The 18988-nt window shown below is 61.2% G+C and carries 19 protein-coding genes and 2 pseudogenes; 12 read left to right on the plus strand and 9 right to left on the minus strand.

The genetic code is table 11. The features are described 5' to 3' along the window. Positions 1-7 precede the first annotated feature (7 nt). Positions 8-325: a hypothetical protein gene (locus X738_RS54420; RefSeq protein ID WP_245277631.1), complete on the plus strand. Its 318-nt coding sequence runs from the start codon at positions 8-10 to the stop codon at positions 323-325. 234 nt (positions 326-559) lie between these two features. On the opposite strand, the gene X738_RS85990 is transcribed toward X738_RS54420, so the two are convergent. The 3 genes and pseudogenes from X738_RS85990 to X738_RS89025 all read right to left on the minus strand — a co-directional run. Continuing rightward, a complete protein-coding gene (locus X738_RS85990) occupies positions 560-856 on the minus strand; it encodes a hypothetical protein (protein ID WP_198032797.1) in 297 nt (98 codons plus the stop codon). Positions 857-1049: 193 nt separating this feature from the next. Further along, entirely contained in the window at positions 1050-1412 is a 363-nt protein-coding gene (locus X738_RS85995) for an alpha/beta fold hydrolase (RefSeq protein ID WP_023798521.1), read from the minus strand. A 43-nt stretch (positions 1413-1455) separates the two neighbouring features. Continuing rightward, positions 1456-1503: pseudogene (locus X738_RS89025) on the minus strand (hypothetical protein); the annotation flags it as partial. Between the two features lie 244 nt (positions 1504-1747). Here X738_RS89025 and X738_RS54435 point away from each other — a divergent pair. Then, entirely contained in the window at positions 1748-2047 is a 300-nt protein-coding gene (locus X738_RS54435) for a hypothetical protein (protein WP_023798522.1), read from the plus strand. A 778-nt stretch (positions 2048-2825) separates the two neighbouring features. On the opposite strand, the gene X738_RS54440 is transcribed toward X738_RS54435, so the two are convergent. After that, on the minus strand, positions 2826-3722 hold the full coding sequence (locus tag X738_RS54440; protein WP_023798523.1) for a LysR family transcriptional regulator: 897 nt from the start codon (positions 3720-3722) through the stop codon (positions 2826-2828). Between the two features lie 78 nt (positions 3723-3800). On the opposite strand from X738_RS54440, the gene X738_RS54445 reads away from it, so the two are divergent. The 5 genes and pseudogenes from X738_RS54445 to X738_RS54465 all read left to right on the plus strand — a co-directional run bounded on the left by X738_RS54445 (position 3801) and on the right by X738_RS54465 (position 9144). Next, positions 3801-5015, plus strand: coding sequence for a trans-sulfuration enzyme family protein (locus X738_RS54445; protein ID WP_023798524.1), 1215 nt, complete (start codon positions 3801-3803; stop codon positions 5013-5015). Positions 5016-5044: 29 nt separating this feature from the next. Then, complete coding sequence (locus tag X738_RS54450) at positions 5045-6079, plus strand: transporter substrate-binding domain-containing protein (RefSeq protein ID WP_036269618.1); 1035 nt, start codon at positions 5045-5047, stop codon at positions 6077-6079. A 108-nt stretch (positions 6080-6187) separates the two neighbouring features. Beyond that, entirely contained in the window at positions 6188-7255 is a 1068-nt protein-coding gene (locus X738_RS54455; protein ID WP_245277632.1) for an amino acid ABC transporter permease, read from the plus strand. A gap of 2 nt (positions 7256-7257) precedes the next feature. Further along, entirely contained in the window at positions 7258-8346 is a 1089-nt protein-coding gene (locus X738_RS54460) for an amino acid ABC transporter permease (RefSeq protein ID WP_245277633.1), read from the plus strand. Between the two features lie 55 nt (positions 8347-8401). Then, positions 8402-9144 (plus strand): annotated as a pseudogene (locus tag X738_RS54465) (amino acid ABC transporter ATP-binding protein). A gap of 78 nt (positions 9145-9222) precedes the next feature. Here the strand turns inward: X738_RS54465 and X738_RS54470 are convergent. Then, positions 9223-9804, minus strand: coding sequence for a TetR/AcrR family transcriptional regulator (locus X738_RS54470; protein ID WP_023798528.1), 582 nt, complete (start codon positions 9802-9804; stop codon positions 9223-9225). A gap of 123 nt (positions 9805-9927) precedes the next feature. Here X738_RS54470 and X738_RS54475 point away from each other — a divergent pair, with 123 nt between their 5' ends. From X738_RS54475 to X738_RS54485, 3 genes are all read left to right on the plus strand, one after another. Beyond that, the gene (locus X738_RS54475; RefSeq protein ID WP_023798529.1) at positions 9928-10107 is read left to right on the plus strand and encodes a hypothetical protein; all 180 of its coding nucleotides are present in this window, start codon (positions 9928-9930) and stop codon (positions 10105-10107) included. A gap of 2 nt (positions 10108-10109) precedes the next feature. Beyond that, the gene (locus X738_RS54480) at positions 10110-10631 is read left to right on the plus strand and encodes a hypothetical protein (protein ID WP_306454943.1); all 522 of its coding nucleotides are present in this window, start codon (positions 10110-10112) and stop codon (positions 10629-10631) included. Positions 10632-10919: 288 nt separating this feature from the next. Beyond that, positions 10920-11252: a four-helix bundle copper-binding protein gene (locus X738_RS54485; protein WP_023798531.1), complete on the plus strand. Its 333-nt coding sequence runs from the start codon at positions 10920-10922 to the stop codon at positions 11250-11252. A gap of 178 nt (positions 11253-11430) precedes the next feature. Here the strand turns inward: X738_RS54485 and X738_RS54490 are convergent, their stop codons facing one another. From X738_RS54490 to X738_RS54500, 3 genes are read right to left on the minus strand one after another with little or no spacing between them, the layout of a single operon-like run. After that, positions 11431-14598: an efflux RND transporter permease subunit gene (locus X738_RS54490; protein WP_023798533.1), complete on the minus strand. Its 3168-nt coding sequence runs from the start codon at positions 14596-14598 to the stop codon at positions 11431-11433. After that, complete coding sequence (locus X738_RS54495; RefSeq protein WP_023798534.1) at positions 14595-16043, minus strand: efflux RND transporter periplasmic adaptor subunit; 1449 nt, start codon at positions 16041-16043, stop codon at positions 14595-14597. Before X738_RS54495 ends, X738_RS54490 begins: the two co-directional genes overlap by 4 nt. Further along, the gene (locus tag X738_RS54500; RefSeq protein WP_023798535.1) at positions 16040-16441 is read right to left on the minus strand and encodes a FixH family protein; all 402 of its coding nucleotides are present in this window, start codon (positions 16439-16441) and stop codon (positions 16040-16042) included. The genes X738_RS54495 and X738_RS54500 overlap by 4 nt, the downstream gene beginning before the upstream one ends. Before the next feature lie 242 nt (positions 16442-16683). Between X738_RS54500 and X738_RS54505 the strand changes: the two genes are divergently transcribed. After that, a complete protein-coding gene (locus tag X738_RS54505; protein WP_023798536.1) occupies positions 16684-16950 on the plus strand; it encodes a hypothetical protein in 267 nt (88 codons plus the stop codon). A 92-nt stretch (positions 16951-17042) separates the two neighbouring features. Further along, positions 17043-17495 (plus strand): hypothetical protein, encoded by a 453-nt coding sequence (locus tag X738_RS54510; protein WP_245277634.1) that lies wholly within the window; start codon positions 17043-17045, stop codon positions 17493-17495. A gap of 52 nt (positions 17496-17547) precedes the next feature. Here the strand turns inward: X738_RS54510 and X738_RS54515 are convergent, their stop codons facing one another. Further along, positions 17548-18948 (minus strand): adenylate/guanylate cyclase domain-containing protein, encoded by a 1401-nt coding sequence (locus X738_RS54515; RefSeq protein WP_063830532.1) that lies wholly within the window; start codon positions 18946-18948, stop codon positions 17548-17550. Positions 18949-18988: the final 40 nt, after the last annotated feature.

Consider the following 18988-nt stretch of genomic DNA (forward strand, 5'->3'; position numbering starts at 1 on the left):
GGAGGAAATGCGCGCCATTGCATTATTTGCCGGCGTGTTGGTGGCTACGCCCTCGACGGCGGCGGAGCAACTGATCTTTTACACTGCCAGTTTTCCAGATGCCACCTCGGTCCAGCTCAGCATCCTGAACAACAGCGTCTCGCGAGATGGGGACTATGACTTCGACGTCGCTATTGGCTTAGTCGAAACAGACGCGAACGGCGCCATCAGGTATGAAGATACCGGCAAGCATCGTGCACGCGTTCGCTGCAATTATCCGGCGTATGGTGAGCGTGGGCGCGCGAAGATATCCTATAGAGATGCCTCTAAGCCGTTCCGCACCTGACGATTGGAAAGAGAATCTCTGGATAACATTCTGCGCGGCCCCCTCGTCATGAAGCGCGTTTTTGCCTGATCGGACGGCGGCCGCGGGTTGATTTGCAACCCGCGGCGCTAGTCGTGGATCACCTGATATCGGTGACCGTGATGCGCCCGTTGACGCGCCCATGGAGTTCAGGCCTGCTACCGCGATCAGCCCTACAGGAGCGCCGCGAACTGGCGGATGTCGCCGACAAAGAAGCTAGAATCCTCCCAGGCCGCGAAATGCTCCGCGTTCTCCATGTCGTGGAACCGATGTCTGGCGGTCCGCCCATTCACGCGGAAGGCGCACGCCACCGGGGATGGGCGCTTCGCTGGCCACGGCAACCGGAACGTTGGTGTTCTTGCCCTTGATGGTCGGCGGCTGCATCGCATTCTGGTTATAGACCCGGAAAGATGAGGGCGCCGTCTCGGTTAGCCAATAGATCATGATATTGGGGAGCAGGTCGTCACGGCCAAACCGCGCATCCGCCTCGTCACCGACGCCCATTCCGGCCATGAAACTCATAATCTAGGCCGCGATGCCCACCGGCGAGTCGTTCATCGCGAACGCCAGGCTTTGTGGCTTGGTCGCGTGCATCAGATTGAACGCGCCGTGGGTAAAGAACCATTGCCGGATGGCGCCGGCTAAGCTTGTTCAGGCGGAGTCAGGGCGGCGAAATCGGTATTCTGGTCCGGATAGCCGACATCGGTCACGTGATAGCCGAGCAGCACCTCCGGATGTGACGCTGGGCCAGTGACATCGAGATGATGGATCCGCCGTCGCCGCCCGCAGCGATGAATTTTCCATAACCGAGCGTCTCGGTCATCAGACGCGCGAACAGATCGGCGACCGTGTCCATCGGGAGGGCGGTCTTGCCGGAAAAGCCGCTGCCGGGAATGGAGGGGACAATGACATGAAAGTCCTCGGACAGCGGCTCGATCACCCGGTGGTAGCGATAGAACGAGTCCGGCCAGCCAAGCAGCAGCAGGAGCGGAGTCGCATCCGGTTTCTTCGAGGGCTGGTGGACGAAATGCAGCTCGATCCCGTCGATGCTGACCTTGAAATTTGGCAAGCGCGTTCAAGCCCGCCTCTGCCCGCCGCCAATCGTAGTCATTGATCCAGTAATCGGTCAGCCGCTTCATATAGTCGAGATTGGTTCCCATGGCCCAGCCCGCATCGGTCGGCTCATCCGGCCAGCGCGTGTGTTAGAGCCGATATCTCAGGTCGGCAAGCTGGGCCTCGGGTATAGCAATTTCGAAAGCTGTCGGTTTGGTCATGGCAGAGGTCTCCTGTGAGAAGGTGGAGTTGCTGGTGAAGCCACTGAGTAGAGACGGCGGTTCATCTCTCAACTCAGGCGTGTTGTGATGAGATGAGGCTAGAGGGCGCGGCGGGGAAGCGATTGTAAAAATGCGCAAATCATTGCGCTGCATCGCCCATCCGTTCACGGGGCCGCATCAGCTGCGGTTCCTTCCGGAAGCGAAGCGTTTCCGCCCGAGCAGGCCAGCCTTCCATCGCTCCGGAGACCTGCATGCTCGCCCTGCTGTTGCGGGATCACCTGCTTCCCAGTTGTGCGGCGCTCGCTTCGCGCGCTTCGAGCTCGATATCAGCTATGAGGGTCACATCAGTCGGGTGACCTCAGCGATGGACGAGGCGCTCGAACAAACCGAGCGTTCAGAGCGCGCGCTCGACCGGGGATTGAATGCCTAGGGTGGCGTCCCGGCAATCTGCGCCGTGCGCAAGGGTGATGTCCAATGCCCGCTTAGGGGCGCAAAGGGGACTTCCAGTAGATTCTTCGCTGTCGCCAGCGGGCCTGCGACGATGTCCGCGGCCCTGGCCCGTCCAGATTCTCAAGAGCGAGCCGGACGGCGCGTTCCCTCAATTTCGGCTTCGGACCACCGGCAAGCCGGATCCGCTCGGCGCGATCGCGATCACGCTTCCGAATCCTGATCGTGGGCTGTGGCGTAGTTTCGAGGGGAATCGGCAGCACATAGTTCGCAGTTTCGTTCGGCCCGGGGAGCCACCGCCTTTTACGCCAGGGCGCGATATTGCGCGCCGACGTGCGATTTTTCCCCACGCATCGATCCGATTCGTTCTGCTGGAATAGTACAAACAGCAGAGATTCCGATCGAAGTCAGTGGTAAGCTAGCGTAGCACTCTCCCCTCGCCTAGGCCTGCAAAGCTCTCATCGTAGAGTCGGCGGCAACATCGTGAAAAGACATGCACCCGGCGCCATTGCGCCGAAACGAGCCATTCAGAGATTTGGCCAACGACCGAGTCCCCGCAACCCTCCAGTTCGAGAACCGGAAGAATTGACCGAAACAGCCTCTCACAGGTCAGGAGGCGGTGACAAAGTCTCCTCTCGGTCCCGTTCCCTGAGCGGTGATGTCGATCCTGTCTGGAATGCTGCAAAGGGCCGTGGATAGAAGGGCACTACTTTACGCGGGACAGGTATTGCCCGCCTCGCCTATGGACCGTGCTTCCTTGCCTACTCTTTGGGCGACAGCATATTGCGCGCGGCATAGAGCTCCGCCGTGAAATCGGTAGTCAGAACCGAGTTGATGCCGTCTGGCGGTCGCAGGATCAGCGCTCGGAAATGAACCGCCGGCTCGAAGGGTCTTGCGACAATGCCAGCGATCATGCGGTCGGCGATAACGGACGGATTGACCAGGCCGATTCCCATCCCTTTTGCAGCAAGAATGGCGATCGTTAGGCCGTAGGGGGTCTCGATCAGGATGCGCGGGCGCACGCCATGCGCCGCGAAGACCTTGTCCATCGCAACCCGCACCGTGTCCTCCGGCGACAATGCCAGGAACGCCTCGTCGGCCAGATCGGTCGACGTGATCACCGCTTTCACCGCCAGTCGATGGTTCTTTGGCATCACGCAAACCGCGCGCGGCGTGTTGAAGACGCTGTGGAGCACACCGCTCGTGTCCACCTCGTCAGCGGCGAGCCCGATGTCGAAACTGCCTGATGCCACCAGATCGCGCACCACATTGGAGGTGCGCACCTGATAGCTGATGCGCACCTGCGGATGCTTGCGCGAAAAGGCCACGATGGCGCGCGGCACCAGCCCGTGCCCCAGTGCCGACAGGCTGGCGACACGGATCGTCCCCGTGCCCACTTCCTTGATCTGGGCCGCTCGCAGCTTCAGCCGGTCGAGACCGACCAGATTAGCCTTCACTTCGGCATGGAAAAGTTCGCCTTCGCGCGTGGGTACCAGCCTGCCGCGGATGCGGTCGAACAACTTGAAGCCGAGTTCGGCCTCCAACTTCGCGAGCGAGCGGCTGATCGCTGGCTGCGAGGTGTCGAGCAGCGTTGCGGCAGCGCCAGCGCCGCGCGTGATCATGATTGCGTTGAAGACATCGACGTCGTGCAGGTTCATGGATAAGCCATATCAAAAACGGATGAACTTTATCGTTGCGGTCATAGATAGCAATGGGCGAGATGGCTATGGTTGCCTATGACCCAGCGCGACGACACCTCCCATGTCCATCCTCCCAAGCGTTCGCAAGAGCCGTTCCAGTCGCTCGCGATGCCTGTCGAGCGTGCGTCGACCGTCGTCTTCGACGATCTGGAATCCTTCGAACGTCGCGTCGAGCGTCTGTATGACGGCTTCAGCTACGGGCTCTACGGCACGCCGACCAGCCGTCAGTTGGAAGATCATATCGCCATGCTGGAGCACGCGACGCGCGCGCTTGTCGTCCCGTCCGGCATGGCCGCCATCGTGCTGGCGACCATGGCCACCTGCCGTGGCGGCGACCGGGTGCTTATGCCTGAAACACTGTACGGTCCGGCGCGCGACCTGATGGCCCGTTTTCTGGGGCCGCTCGGCATCCACGCCGTTTCCTACGATTCCCGGCTCGACGCTGGAATAGCTGCGCTGCTTGACGACACGACACGGCTGGTGTGGGTGGAATCGCCGGGCTCGTCCACCTTGGAGGTGCAGGACGTGCCGGCCATCGTGGCAGTAGCTCACAAGGCAGGCGCATTGGTGGCGGCGGACAATACCTGGGCCTCGCACCTGCTGTTCAAGCCGCTCGACCACAACGTCGACATCTCTATGCAGGCGCTTTCCAAACATGCCGGCGGCCATGGCGATCTGCTGATGGGTTCGCTCGCCGTGCGTGATGAGCCTCTTTTCCGGCGCCTCAAGGATACGGCGCGATTTCTCGGCTATGGCGTTTCGCCAGAGGACTGCGCGCTATGCGAGCGCGGCTTGATGACCATGCCGGTGCGCATGCGACACGCCGACGCCACAGCCCGCAGCATCTTGGAGTGGCTGTCGGTGCGGACCGAAATCGCCCAGCTCCTTCACCCGAGCCTACCGGACCATCCCGGCCACGCCGCCTGGAAACGCGACTTTGCCGGTTCGGCAGGTATGTTTTCCTTCGTACTGCGGCCGGAACTGGCCTCGCTCCAATCAAAGGTTCTCGGTCGCATGCGCCTGTTCAGGCTCGGCGCGAGCTGGGGTGGCGTGCATTCTTTGATCGCCGTTAGCGATCCGCGAAAAAACCGGGCAAGCCTCGACTGGCTGAAGCCAGGTCCCGTCTGGCGCCTGTCGATCGGCCTCGAGGCATTGGACGACCTGCTGGCCGATCTTTCCCAAGCATTCGACCTTTTTGCCGAAGCCCGGCGGAACGGAGCTGCCTTGGCCGGTGCCAAGGCTGCCGAATAACAAGAACCTCAACAACAAGGGGAATGAAGATGAAACGCAGAAGTTTAAAGTGGCTCGCCAGTGTGGCAATCGGGCTAGCCGGCGTGGTTTCCGGCATCAGTGACGTGGCGGCACAGGCCGTTGTCAACAAGATCAAGGAACGCGGTTATGTCAGCTGCGGCGCTAGCCAGGGCGTTCCGGGCCTCTCCCGACCGGATGAGAAAGGTTATTATCGCGGTTTCGATTCCGACATCTGCCGCACTTTCGCGGTCGCCATCCTCGGCGACAAGGACAAAATCCGCTACGTTCCGCTCAACGCCGGCCAACGTTTCCCGGCACTGCAGACGGGTGAGATCGACATCCTGTCGCGCACATCCACCATCACATTTACCCGGGATACGGTTGTCCGTTTCGTCTGGATCAACCTCTACGACACGGACGGTGTGCTGGTGCGCAAGGCCGACAACATCACTGAGCCGAAACTGCTCGACGGCAAGACCGTCTGCCTGCAGGGCGGCGGCTCCCTGACCGAAAAGGCCATTGAGGAAACCGAGGACGAATTTGGGATTTCCATGAAGATGGTCTACTACGACTCGACCATTCAGGCGCGCGACGCTTTCTTCGGTGGTCGTTGCGACTCCTACGTAACCGACGGCACCGCCGCGGCAGGCCAGCGTGCCTCGGTGGCCAAGAATCCGGACGACTACGACATCCTCAAGGTCGGCCACGCCGCTGAACCCAATGGCGTGGCTGTCGCGCGCGGCGACGACCAGCTCTTCGACGTGGTGCGCTGGACAATGAACGCCCTGTTCTGGGCCGAAGCGAACGGCATCACCGCGCAGAACGTCGATGAAAAGCTCGCTGCGGGCAATCCGGAGATCAAACGGGTGCTTGGCGAAGAGCCCGGCTTTGGCGCGCCGCTCGGGCTGGACGACAAATGGGCCTACAACGTCATCAAGCAGATGGGCAATTATGCCGAAATCTGGGACCGGAACCTGGGCAAGGACAGCACGCTCAAGGTCGAACGCGGCATGAATGCGCTGTGGAAAGACGGCGGTCTCAACTATCCCTTCCCATGGGATTGAGCCTTGGTCGGGGCGTGCCGAGCGCGCGCCCCTCCCTTCAACTGATGAACCGAGGCCGGTATGCTAAGCGAAGCCAAGACCAGATCGATCATCATTCAAGGTGTGTTGGTGACGACCGTCATCGCTTTCGCTGCGCTGCTGGTCTCGACCACCTTCGCCAATCTAAGGGCGCGCGGTATCCCGATTGGCTTCGATTTCCTGACGATGCCGTCCAGGATCATCATTTCCGAGGCCATCCTCACCTATAAATCGCGCGATCCCTACTATTGGGCGATCGTTGTCGGGCTGGCCAACACGGTCTTCATTTCCGCTCTTGTCATCTTCTTCTCCTCCGCCCTTGGCCTCGTCGTCGGCATCACCCGGCTGAGCAGCAATCCCCTGGCAGCGGGTACCTGCCGGGTCTGGGTTGAAATAGCCCGCAACTCACCGCCGATCGTCCTTTTGATTTTCCTCTATTCGTTGTGGTGGAAGGTGCTGCCGCCGGTCGGCGAAGCACTGAATCCGCTGCCCGGTGTCTACGCATCCATGCGCGGCTTCGTCGTGCCGGCCATCAGCATCGACATCGGCCTGACAGGCGCGCTGATCATCCTGTTCGCCCTGACGCTCGCCGCGCTCAGCTACGGTCTCGCCCGGAGTGGTCGCTTGCCGCCCTTGGTTGTGCCGGCGATCCTGGCTGCCGGCGTCGTGGGACTGTGGCTCGCCGATATTCGCTTCGCCGTCGATTTCCCGGTCTTCACGGGTTCGAACTTCCAGGGCGGCGGTGAACTGACGCCCGAGCTCAGCACCATCCTCATCGGCCTCACGATCTACACCACCGGTTTCGTGGCCGAGATCGTACGCGGCGGTGTTTTGTCGGTCGGTCGTGGCCAGTGGGACGCCGGCCATTCTCTCGGCCTGTCACGTGGCAAGATCCTGCGGCTGGTTGTCATCCCGCAGATGCTGCGGGTGATCGTCCCGCCGCTCAACAGCCAGTACATCAATGTCGTCAAGAATTCGACGCTGGCGATCGCCGTCGGCTACCCGGACTTCCTCGCGGTGATGAATACCATCATCAGCAAATCCAGCCACTCGATCGAAGGCGTCTTCATCATCCTCGGCGCCTATCTCGCCCTCAATCTTACCCTGTCGAGCGCGGCCAACTGGTACAACCGCCGCATCGCCATCGTGGAGCGGTGACCATGGCCATGTCTCTTCCCATGTCCTCCGAGGCAACGCCGGACCATTTCCGGTTCGCCGGCCTGCGGCGCCTAGCCAAGCTGTTGTTCGGCACACCGCTCAACGCCGCGCTCACGCTGCTGTTCGCCGCGCTGCTGTTCGTCACCGTGCCGCCCATGCTGCGCTGGCTGGTGATCGATGCGGTGCTCTTCGACCCCGACCCGAATGCCTGCCGAGCGGCCACTGGAGCCTGCTGGAGCTTCATTTATGCCAAATCCGGTCAACTTCTGTTCGGCATCTATCCGTTCGACGAACGCTGGCGCCCAGCCATTGTTTGCCTGCTCATTCTGGCGCTGCTCGGCTGGTCAGTGCGTCCGGCGAGCTGGACGTCACGACTGCTGGCGCTCTGGGTGGCGGCGTTCGCTTTGATCTTCTGGCTGATGGGGGGAGGCTTCGGACTGGCCGAAGTGCCGACTTCATCCTGGGGCGGCCTGCCGGTGACGCTGATTTTGACCGTCGTCGCCATCGGCATCGCCTTTCCGGTCGGCATCCTGCTCGCGCTGGCTAGGCGCTCGACGCTGCCGGCCGTCCGGGTCGGCGCGGTGGTGCTGATCGAATCCGTGCGTGGACTGCCATTGCTGTCCATCCTGTTCGTGGCGTCGATCATGATGCCGCTGTTCCTGCCCGAGGCGCTGCTGCCCGACAAATTCGTGCGCGCGCTTGTCGCGCTCACCATCTTCGCGGCTGCCTATCTCGCCGAAGTGATCCGCGGCGGCCTGCAGGCCATCCCGAACGGGCAGTATGAGGCAGCAGCGTCGCTCGGCCTGCCCTTTTGGCGCACACAACGTCTCGTCATCCTGCCCCAAGCCATCCGGGTGGTGATCCCTGCGCTCGCCAACACCATCATCGTTATGATCAAAAATACGAGCCTTGTCCTGGTCATCGGGCTGTTCGACCTGATCAGTTCAGGCAAGGCTGCACTGGCCGACCCCGAATGGCCGTCGCCGGCCGCCGAGACCTTTCTCTTCATTGGCGCGATCTTCTTTGCGCTGTCCTTCTCCTTCGCCCGCTTCGCCGATTTCCTGGAGCGGCGGGGCCCGGCCGCTCACTAGGAATGCTGCAATGTCGACTTCCGTATCTGCCATCCGGCACGTTCCATCCCTGCCCATGACAAACGATCCCACCGCCGTCGAGATGGTCGGCGTGAACAAGTGGTACGGGGCCTCCACGTCTTGAAAAATATAAATCTCACCATCCAGCGCGGTGAAAAACTGGTGATCTGCGGACCGTCTGGTTCAGGCAAATCCACCATGATCCGCTGCATCAACAGACTGGAAGAGCACCAGCAGGGCCGCATCGTCGTGGACGGTATTGAACTGACCGGCGACCTGAACAAGATCGATGAAATCCGCCGCGATGTCGGCATGGTGTTCCAGCACTTCAATCTGTTCCCGCACCTGACCATTTTGGAAAACCTGACGCTGGCGCCGATCTGGGTGCGCAATATGCGCCGCAAGGAAGCCGAGCAGGTCGCCATGCACTATCTCGATCGCGTGAAAATCCCGGATCAGGCGCACAAATATCCCGGGCAGCTTTCAGGCGGCCAGCAGCAGCGGGTGGCCATGGCGCGCTCGCTTTGCATGAGCCCGAAGATCATGCTGTTCGACGAGCCCACCTCGGCGCTCGACCCTGAAATGGTCAAGGAAGTGCTCGACACCATGGTTTCGCTGGCCGAAGAGGGCATGACCATGTTGTGTGTTAGCCACGAGATGGGCTTCGCCCGACAGGTGGCCGACCGTGTCGTCTTCATGGACCAGGGTGAAATCGTCGAGATCAACACACCGGCCGAGTTCTTCTCGAGCCCGCACCACGAGCGCAGCAAGCTATTTCTGGCCCAGATCCTGCATTAGCTAACTCCTACGCAATTCCTCGTGCGTATGGTCAGCATGGAGCGCGTGGCGTGAGGCAATGTGATGACGGCTCCACGTTCACCTGTGGCTGGCGCATAGAGGCCGCAACCCGGCCAGAGTGACCGCAACGAGCCGGCGGACCGCTGCTTTGGATGGCAGGCTGCTGGCCGCTGCGAGAGCGTGGAGGCAAAAGATTGCAAGCTCGCCGGGCGCGACATCATCCCGGAAGCCGCCGGTCTTTGCACCCTCAGCGAGCAGGTCCCGGATGAAATTGCTGAGCTGCTGCTGCGCCTGGGCGACGTGCTCGCCTCGATGCAGGCGCGCCGCGAGTTCGGTGCTGTGGTGCTCGTGAGAAATGAACGCGTAGGCCTCGAGCACAGCTTTGAGCTTCTCGCCAGCGGTGCCAGCCTCATCCCGGATGGCAATCAGATGTTCGAGGTGGCCGGCGACCTGACGTTCATGCCAGGCGACGAGGATCGCTTCAACGTCGGGGTAGTACTTGTACAGCGTCGCACGACCGATTCCCGTCTCCTCGGCGATCTGTGACATCGTCACCGACAGCAGTCCATGCTTGGCCACCAGCGCCGCGGTGGCATCGAGGGTCGCATCGCGCACCGCCCGACGGTGCGCATCGATGGTTTCATTCCATAGCTTCGGCATCACCCCAACATACCTGACGTGGCAGCTTTGTCGAGATAAGAGACATCGTGGCTTGATATAGACATTGCGTCTCGATAAAATCGAGCGCCATTATATGTCGATACAGACGATAGAGGAACGGACATGGCCGACCTGCCCCCCTACCCCGGCGCACCGCGCTGGGTGAAAGTGTCGGGGATCGTCGCGATCATTCTGGTCCTGCTGGTTGTCGCTGTGGTCTTCACCGGTATCGGCGGGCCCCACGGTCCCGGCCGGCACATGCCGTCCTCCGGCGTTACAGAAACCGGCGTGCAACAACGATGATTATGGCACCCGGCGTTCGCAAGTTAGCCCTCACTGCGCATGTCACGTCCTCTGTCGGCACGCTCGGCGCAGTCGCAGGCTTCCTGGCTCTCGCCGTCGCCGGCCTGGCAGCCAAGGATTCGCAGATGGTGCGCGCAGCCTATCTCGCGATGGAGTTGACCGCCTGGTATGTCATCGTCCCGTTGGTTCTCGCCTCATTGGTCACCGGGCTTGTCGTGTCGCTGGGCACCAATTGGGGCCTGTTCCGGCACTACTGGGTCGTGGCGAAGCTTCTGCTGAATATTCTTGTCACCGTCGTCCTGCTGCTTCAGCTGAATCTGATTGGCTATCTGTCAGACATCGCAGCAGAGACGACGTTTTCCAGCGTTGATCTTCGGGAACTGAGGATATCACCTGTGATCCACGCCGCGGGAGGGCTGCTCGTGTTGCTCGTGCCTGCGGCGCTGTCGCTATACAAGCCGCGGGGCCTGACCCCGTACGGGTGGCGGAAGCAGCATGAGGGGTCGACGGCTCCGCAGCGTTAGAAGCAGCCGCTCCGTCGACACCCGCGCCCGCCGCATCGGAACAAAGTTTTCGCGCTTCCGTTACGCAGCATGTCATGCATTGCACTCTTGCGGATACTTCGGCGGGCGAAGGCAGCTTTTTTCATCTGCTTCGCTGTCGGTTTGCTTCTGTCTGGAGCGCCAACGCGCTGGACCACGACCATCAATTTCCCAAATCGCCGAGTTCAAGCAGTGGCTTGAGAACCAACGCAAAGTGATCGTTAGGAGGCGCCTGTAGCGCGCTCCTCGAATCGAAAAAAGGACACCCCCATGCATCACCTTAGCCCCGAAATGAAAAGCTGCATCGACGAATGCCTGCGCTGCTATTCCGTGTGCCTTTCGACCGCGATGGGCCACTGCCTGGAACTGGGCGGTCAACACACCGAAAAACAACACTTCACGTTGATGATGGCGTGCGCCGAGATCTGCCGGACGTCGGCGCATTTCATGCTCATCGGTTCCGAGCACCACAAGCATACCTGCGGCGAATGCGCGGAGATCTGCAACAAATGTGCGGATGACTGCGAGCGTCTCGGTGACATGCAGGAATGCGTAGAGACCTGCCGTCGCTGTGCAGAGAGTTGCCGGAAAATGGCGGCGTAGATCTCATCAGAGGGCGCCCGGTTCAGACCGCGCGCCCTCGCTACTGCGAATGTCATCTGAAGAACACGAACTTGACCAAGACGGCGATTGCCAGCGCGACAAGGACGAGGAGGATGAAGCCTGCCAAGCCCATTCCCCACATTCCGCCCGACATCATCTGATCCATCATTTTTCGCCCTTATTCCGCGGCCAACTTCACCCGAAAGTCTGCTCTTGGCTCCTCGACCGCACTCCGGATCTGCAACCGCCAGCCCTTGACTATGCCGTAGACGGCGGGAATCACGACGAGCGTCAGGATCGTCGAAGAAATCATGCCGCCGATCATGGGGACGGCGATGCGCTGCATGACCTCCGATCCGGTTCCCGTGCTCCACAGGATCGGCAGGAGGCCCGCCATGATGGCGACGACGGTCATCATCTTCGGGCGCACCCGTTCCACTGCACCGACCATGATCGCCTCGTTGAGATCGATCCTAGTCAAACTCCGCTTCTCGGCCGCACATCTGGCCCTCGCTTCGCTCCACGCGTTGTCGAGGTAGATCAGCATGATGACCCCAGTTTCGGCGGCCACACCAGCGAGCGCAATGAAGCCCACCGCGACCGCGACCGACATGTTGAAGCCCAGCCACCACATCATCCAAATGCCGCCGACGATTGCGAATGGCAGCGACAGCATGACGATCAGCGTCTCGGTCAGCGCGCGGAAGTTGAGGTAGAGCAGCAGGAAGATGAGCGCGAGCGTTAGCGGGACGACGATCTTCAGCCGCGCCTGGGCACGTTCGAGATATTCGAACTGCCCGCTCCAGGCGACCAAATAACCTGGCGGCAGTTTTACTTCTGCGGCGACTGCCTGTTGCGCCTCGCCAACATAGCCGCCGAGATCACGGCCGGCGATGTCGACGAAGATGTAGACTGCAAGTTGTCCGTTCTCGGTGCGGATCGAGGTCGCGCCGCGCGTGAGTTCGACCTTGGCGACTTCCCCGAGGGGCACGAAGCCGCCGCCAGGCAGCGCGATCTGCACATCGCGGGCGATCGCGCCGGGATCGCTTCTGAGGGCGCGTGGATAGCGGATCGCAACGCCATAACGTTCACGGCCCTCGACAGTTGACGTGATGACCTTTGCGCCGAGCGCCATGGAGATCACATCCTGCACGTCACCGACCGACAGCCCATAGCGGCCGAGGGCGGTCCGGTCGGGAACGATATCGAGATAGTAACCTCCGATCACCCGCTCGGCATAGGCGCTGGACGTGCCGGGCACGGCCCTCAGTACCGCCTCGATCTGGCGCGCGACATTTTCCATTTGAGCGAGATCGGTGCCGTAGACCTTGACCCCAACGGGCGTGCGTATGCCCGTCGACAGCATGTCGATGCGGGCGCGGATCGGCATGGTCCAGGCATTTGAAACACCTGGAAACTGCAGCGCGGCGTCCATCTCGGTTTTCAGACCTTCCGATGTGACTCCGGGCCGCCATTCCGACTTCGGTTTCAGGTTGATTATCGTTTCGAACATCTCGGTCGGCGCGGGGTCGGTCGCGGTCTGTGCCCGGCCCGCCTTGCCGAAGACAGACTCTACCTCAGGGAATGACTTGATGATCCGATCCTGCATCTGCATCAGTTCGGCGGCTTTCGTGACGGACAGGCCCGGCAGCGTCGTCGGCATGTACATCAGCGTTCCTTCGTCGAGACTCGGCATGAACTCGCTGCCGAGCTGGCGCGCCGGCCAGACGGTCACAGCAAGGGCGGCAATCGCGAGCAGGATCGTGAACGTCTTTGCCCTCAGCACGCCGGCGATGATCGGCCGGTAGAGCCCGATAAGCAGCCTGTTGAGCGGATTTCTGTGCTCTGGCACGATGCGGCCGCGCACGAGCATCACCATCAGGGCCGGCACCAGCGTCACCGAGAGCAGCGCGGCCGCCGCCATGGCGAAGGTCTTGGTGAAGGCGAGCGGACCGAACAGACGGCCTTCCTGGCTTTCTAGCGTGAAGATCGGCAGAAACGAGACGGTGATGATGAGAAGGCTGAAGAACAGCGCTGGGCCTACCTCGGCTGCAGCCTTGATCAACACCTCGATGCGGGGCTTGCCCGGAGGCGCGCGTTCCAGGTGCTTGTGGGCGTTCTCGATCATGACGATCGCCGCGTCGATCATCGCGCCGATGGCGATCGCGATGCCGCCCAGGCTCATGATGTTGGAGCCGAGACCAAGCAGCTTCATAGCGGCAAAGGCCATCAGGATGCAGACGGGCAACATGATGATGGCGACCAATGCGCTTCTCACATGAAGCAGAAAGACGATGGTGACGAGGGCGACCACAATGCTCTCTTCCACCAGCGTCGACTTCAAAGTCTCGATCGCAGCGTCGATGAGTTCCGACCGATCGTAGACCGGCATTATCTCGGCCCCGCCTGGAAGGCTCTTTTCGATCTCGGCCAGGCTCTCCTTGGCGTTCTCGATGACGGTCAGCGCATTGGCGCCGACCCGCTGCAGCACGATGCCGCTCGCAACCTCGCCCTCGCCGTTGAGCTCGGCGATGCCGCGCCGTTCGTCAGGCACGATCTCGATCTTGGCGACGTCACCCAATCGCAGCGGTACGCCGCTGACCGACTTCAACACGATGCTTTCGATGTCGGACACACTCTTCAGGTAGCCACGTCCACGCACCATGAACTCGAACTCGGAAATCTCAACCGTGCGCCCGCCCGTGTCCATATTGCTGGTGCGGACCGCTTCGCCGATCTCCGAAAGCGTCACACCCTGGGCCCGCATTCGCGCCGGATCGACCACGATCGAGTATTGCTTGACGAAGCCGCCGACGCTCGCGACCTCGGACACGCCGTCCGCCTTCGAGACTGCGAAGCGCACGACCCAGTCCTGCAGGGAGCGGAGTTCCGCGAGCGACAATTCCTTGGCAACGACGGCGTATTGGTAAACCCAGCCGACGCCCGTCGCGTCCGGTCCGAGCGCCGGGGAGACGCCATCGGGCAGACGGCTGGCGGCCGCGTTCAGATATTCGAGCACTCGGCTTCGCGCCCAATAGGGATCGGTGCCGTCTTCGAAGATCACGTAGACGAAGGACACACCGAAGAAGGAGAAGCCCCTGACCACCTTGGATCTTGGAACGGTGAGCATTGAGGTCGTCAGCGGATAGGTGACTTGATCTTCGACCACCTGCGGAGCTTGGCCCGGATGATCGGTGAAGACGATGACCTGGACGTCGGAGAGATCCGGTATGGCGTCGAGCGGCAAGGTCCGGACCGCATAAATCCCTGCGGCAGCTGCGAGCGTCGTGCCAAAGAAGACAAGAACAAGATTGCGGGCCGACCAGGCGATGAGATTCGCGATCACGGCTGCGCCTCCGCAGGCGTCAGAGCGCTGAGGGCTGCTTTCAAATTGCTTTCGGCATCGATCAGGAAGTTCGCCGAGACGACGATGCGTTCGCCCTCGACAATGCCCTCCATGATTTCGGTCATGCGTTCGCCGCGCAGGCCGATCTTCACGTCGCGCGGCTCAAAGCGGCCGTCACCCTTGTCGACGATCACGATCTGGCGCGCGCCCGTGTCGATGACGGCACCGTCAGGAACCGTCACGACCGGCTCGGTCGCGCCGGTGGCGACCTCGACCTCGGCATACATGTTCGCCATTAGCAGCCGATCGGGATTGGGCAGCTCGATGCGCAGCCGCGCGGTGCGCGTCTGGCCCTGGATTTCGGGATAGATCAGGCTAACCGTGCCCTCGAACACCTTGCCCGGCAGGCTGCGAATGCGCACAGCTGCCTTGTCCCCGACCCGAACCGAGCTCAACTCGTATTCCGGCACGTCCGCCACTACCCAAACGACGGACACATCGGCAATCCGGAACAGCGTTTCTCCTGGGTTGGCCATCATCCCGTCGACGGCCATCCGTTCGAGGACGACGCCGCTTCGGGGGGCCGTCAGCGTGACCGATATCGGCACTTTCTTCGTCTTCTCGATTTCCTCGATCGCCTCGACCGGGACGGCGAGATTTTCGAGGCGTTGGAAACTTCCGGTGGCGGCTTTGCGTCCGCCACCGCTTTTCAGGTCAGCAGCGTAGAGCGCCCCGGCTGCGGCGATTTCTTTGGCATAAAAGCGCACGAGCGGCTGACCCTGCTCGACTACATCTCCTGTGGTGATGGCCGCCACCTCCTCGAGGAACGCCTCGGTGCGGATCGACACGACGCTCACGCGGCGTTCGTCCAGCATGACTGTGCCGGGAACACGGACCGGGCGCACAATCGCGCCTTTGGTGGCAAGCGCTGTCTTCACGCCTGTGCGTTGCAGCTTCCCTGCCGATACCTTGACGATCGACCCGTCATCCGCCTCGCCGTCTAAGACGGGGATGTAGTCCATTCCCATGGAGTCTTTCTTGGGTGTCTGCGAGGTGTCTGGCAGTCCCATAGGGTTTCGGTAGTAAAGGATCTTCCGGTCGCTCGGCGCCACCGCTTCGCCGCCTGCTTTCATCTCGGGTCGAACCTCGAAGCTAACGTCTTCGCTCGCCAGGACCGCGACGAAATCCCGGCCATCTTCGGTGCTCTTTGGCGTCGACGAATAGGCGGGATCTCCGTCGGGATGGCGGTAGTAGATGACGGGACCAGAGGGAGTCGGATCGGCAGTCGTCGGCTTCGGTCCCGCGTCGAGCGGGCGCCGGATGGTCGTCTCAATCATTTGCACGACGTCCGAGACGGACAGATCTTGTTGTCCGGCCGAGTATCCGCCGGCGCCCGCCCCGGCCGCCGATACGGCGAGGGTCAGGAATGAGCCGAGCTTATTCATTGGACGGCCTTGAATTCCAGGCGGCGCTCGACCGTTTCGCTCTCGCCCTGGACCTTCGCAGCGATCGAGAAGCGCCAGCCTCCCGCCATGATGAGGTTAGTTTTGAAGCGATAGATGCCGAGTTCTTCGGGCGGCAGCGCCTCGACCGGCGCGGTCATCGTCTCCATTCCGTCCGGAGCCATGTCCATTCTGGTGGCGAATACGACAGCGTTGTTCACCGGAGAGCCTGTCCTCTTGTCGAGGAGCCTGACGGCGACGACGGCGCCGCCCCCTTCCTTGATCTCGTTCTCAACGAGCTGGAATTCGTAGTCCTCTTGCGCTGCTTTGGCCGCTTGGGAAGCGACAATGACGGATGCAAGCGCAAGCATCGCGGTGCGAAATACGAGTTTCGACTTCATGATCGATGTTTCCGACTGACAGTGTCCCGCGCCTGCGCACGGCGTGAGCATGACAAACGCCATGCGAACGGTCCGTGCGGCATTGTTCGCACGGGTCCCGGCGCTAAACGCGCCTATTTGCCAGTCAGGCTTTGGGTGGTCTCGGGGGCGGTTCCCCGATAAGCGAGGGTCGGATCAGGTCTCGGCGGTTCAGGAAGTCGTCTCCGACCGGCGCAAGGAGAAGGAAGGAGAGCGTTCCGGCAATGGAGGCGCTGACCAACCCCGACACGCACAAAACGGCCAACGGGCAATCCTTGGCGCACTCCGGCACCATTGGCTTGCCGTCCGGGCAGCAAGGCATGTCGTCCTGCATGATGGACAATGTCGGCCCGGCGACAGCAGAGTTCGAAGACGAAGCTCCCAAAGGTGCAAAGGCCAGCCCGAATACGGCCAGCAGCAAGAGCACCCTTCCGAAACCGAACGAATTCGTCATCGATCACATTTTGGCACAGGAAGCCACCGCGCGATAGTGTTTCCGGGATTTGTGACCTTCTTGTGAAACCATGCACACGCGTCGCCTGCACGGCCTGACAGCATATGACGCGCAAGCAATCGGCGTCGCATGGCCCGCGACCAGGAACATAAATTCGATTCGAATATCGATGCAAGAGATGATAGTCTTCTCCTCAGTCCTCGGGAGGACGAAATGCGCGCCATTGCATTTGTTGCCGGCGTGTTGGCGGCTACGCCCTTGACGGCGGCGGAGCAACTGATCTTCTACACTGCTCATTTTCCTGATGCGACGTCGGTCCAGCTTAGCGTCGTGAACGATACTGTCTTTCATGAGAAAGAGTATGACTTTGAGGTGGCTATCGGTCTGGTCGAGACCGACGCGAAAGGTGCGATCAAATATGTGGATCGCGGAAGCCACCATGCACGGATACGGTGCGCGGCACCGGCCTATGTCAGCATTGGCACGCGCAAGTACCCGGTAGGTGCTGCCCTGCGCGACCCGCAACGCAGGGATTGGAAGCAAGATCTCTGGACAGCGTTCTGCGCTGTACCTTCGTCGTGAAACCTTCGATGAATCAGCGCCAGCCAGGGCGCGGTTCCGTTCAGGCCCGCCGTCAACTTGGTGACTCAGGTTGCCGGACGGATGCTGCCGTGCCCGAAGGTTTCTCGCCGCGCCATTGCCGATTTCCGGATATCCGGACGGCGCCTGCATCGGTCGAGGCAAGATACTTTTCACGAGGAAGATAGGCCAGGTCTATCGGGAATCGGCGGCCGCTCAGCGCAACCGCGTTCTTCCATATCCAGGGCCCTGTCAGGGTGCCTTTTTGCGTCTGGGTCAACAGCGCCGAAGAGACGACGAGCGAAGCGCCGAGCTCCTTGGTCAGCGATTCCAGTCGCTCCGCGACGTTGACAGCGTCGCCGATGACAGTGAATTCGTCATGGTAACCGCTCTCGAGCACCCCGCCGATGATGGTCCCGTAGTGAAGGCCTATGCCTACCTGAAAGACCGACCCATCGGGGTCGCTAAGCGGCTTCCATTCGTTCAAGAGCGCAATCAGTTCCACCGCGCAGGCCAGAGCTCGCTCGGCGTCGTCCTCTGCAGCGGTCGGCTGGCCAAACACCGCCATGACGCCATCGCCGATGAACTTGTCGACCGATCCGCCAAACGCAAATATTGTACCTGCGACCAATCGCCGATACTCCGCCAGCACACCAGCCAGTTGCGAAGCGGGGGTCGTCTCGGCGTAGCTGGTAAAGTCCCGCAGGTCGACAAACATGATCGCGGCGGGACGCCGCTTCAAATCAAGGGCGTTACCCGCCTCCTGCAGGTGCGCGACCACGAGAGGAGAGAAAAAACGCGCCAGATTATGCCGCCACCGATCTATCTTCAGTGCCCTTCTGCGGGTTTGGCTGTGATCCACCGCCAGAAGGCAGGTCGAGATCGCGGCAAACCCGAAGCTCAATGCCAGACCGAGCTCAAGGTCGAAGAACGCGTCGAGGAACGTCCCAGGCTCGCCAATCTCGTGGCGGAAAGCCATCAAGCCAAGCATTGTCACCCAGGCCGTCAGGACTATCGCCGAGAAGATGATGATTAGGCGACCGCTCAGGTTCATCCCGATATGGCTCAGAAGGATAAACGGGATAACCAGGCCTGCAGTGGTCAAGCCATGATCGTTGGTGATCGGGGTACCGAGTATGTGCTCGTACAACACACAAGCTACGAAGATCGCATCCAGCACCGCGAAGCAGGTGAGCGGCCGCGTCAAGCGGAAAGCCAGAAACATTCCCGTCAAGAACGTGACGACGATTAAGTAGATTGCCGCTATGGCTGCGTAGATTATCGAGTCGCGGCCAGCGCTACCGATAAGGGTGATTGCGACTGCTGCAAATACAGCCACCATTCGAAGGGATATGAAGCGAATACGCAGGTCGCGGCGAAGCTTTCTGGCGATCTCGTTCAAATTAATGAACAGCTGCCTGACGTTGGCGGTGTGAATGTAAGGCAGCACGTTCATTCTCGAGCAGTCTGTGGAATGCTGGCAAGCAAGCCGCGGG

The organism is Mesorhizobium sp. L48C026A00, assembly GCF_000502375.1.
Lineage (GTDB): Bacteria > Pseudomonadota > Alphaproteobacteria > Rhizobiales > Rhizobiaceae > Mesorhizobium > Mesorhizobium muleiense.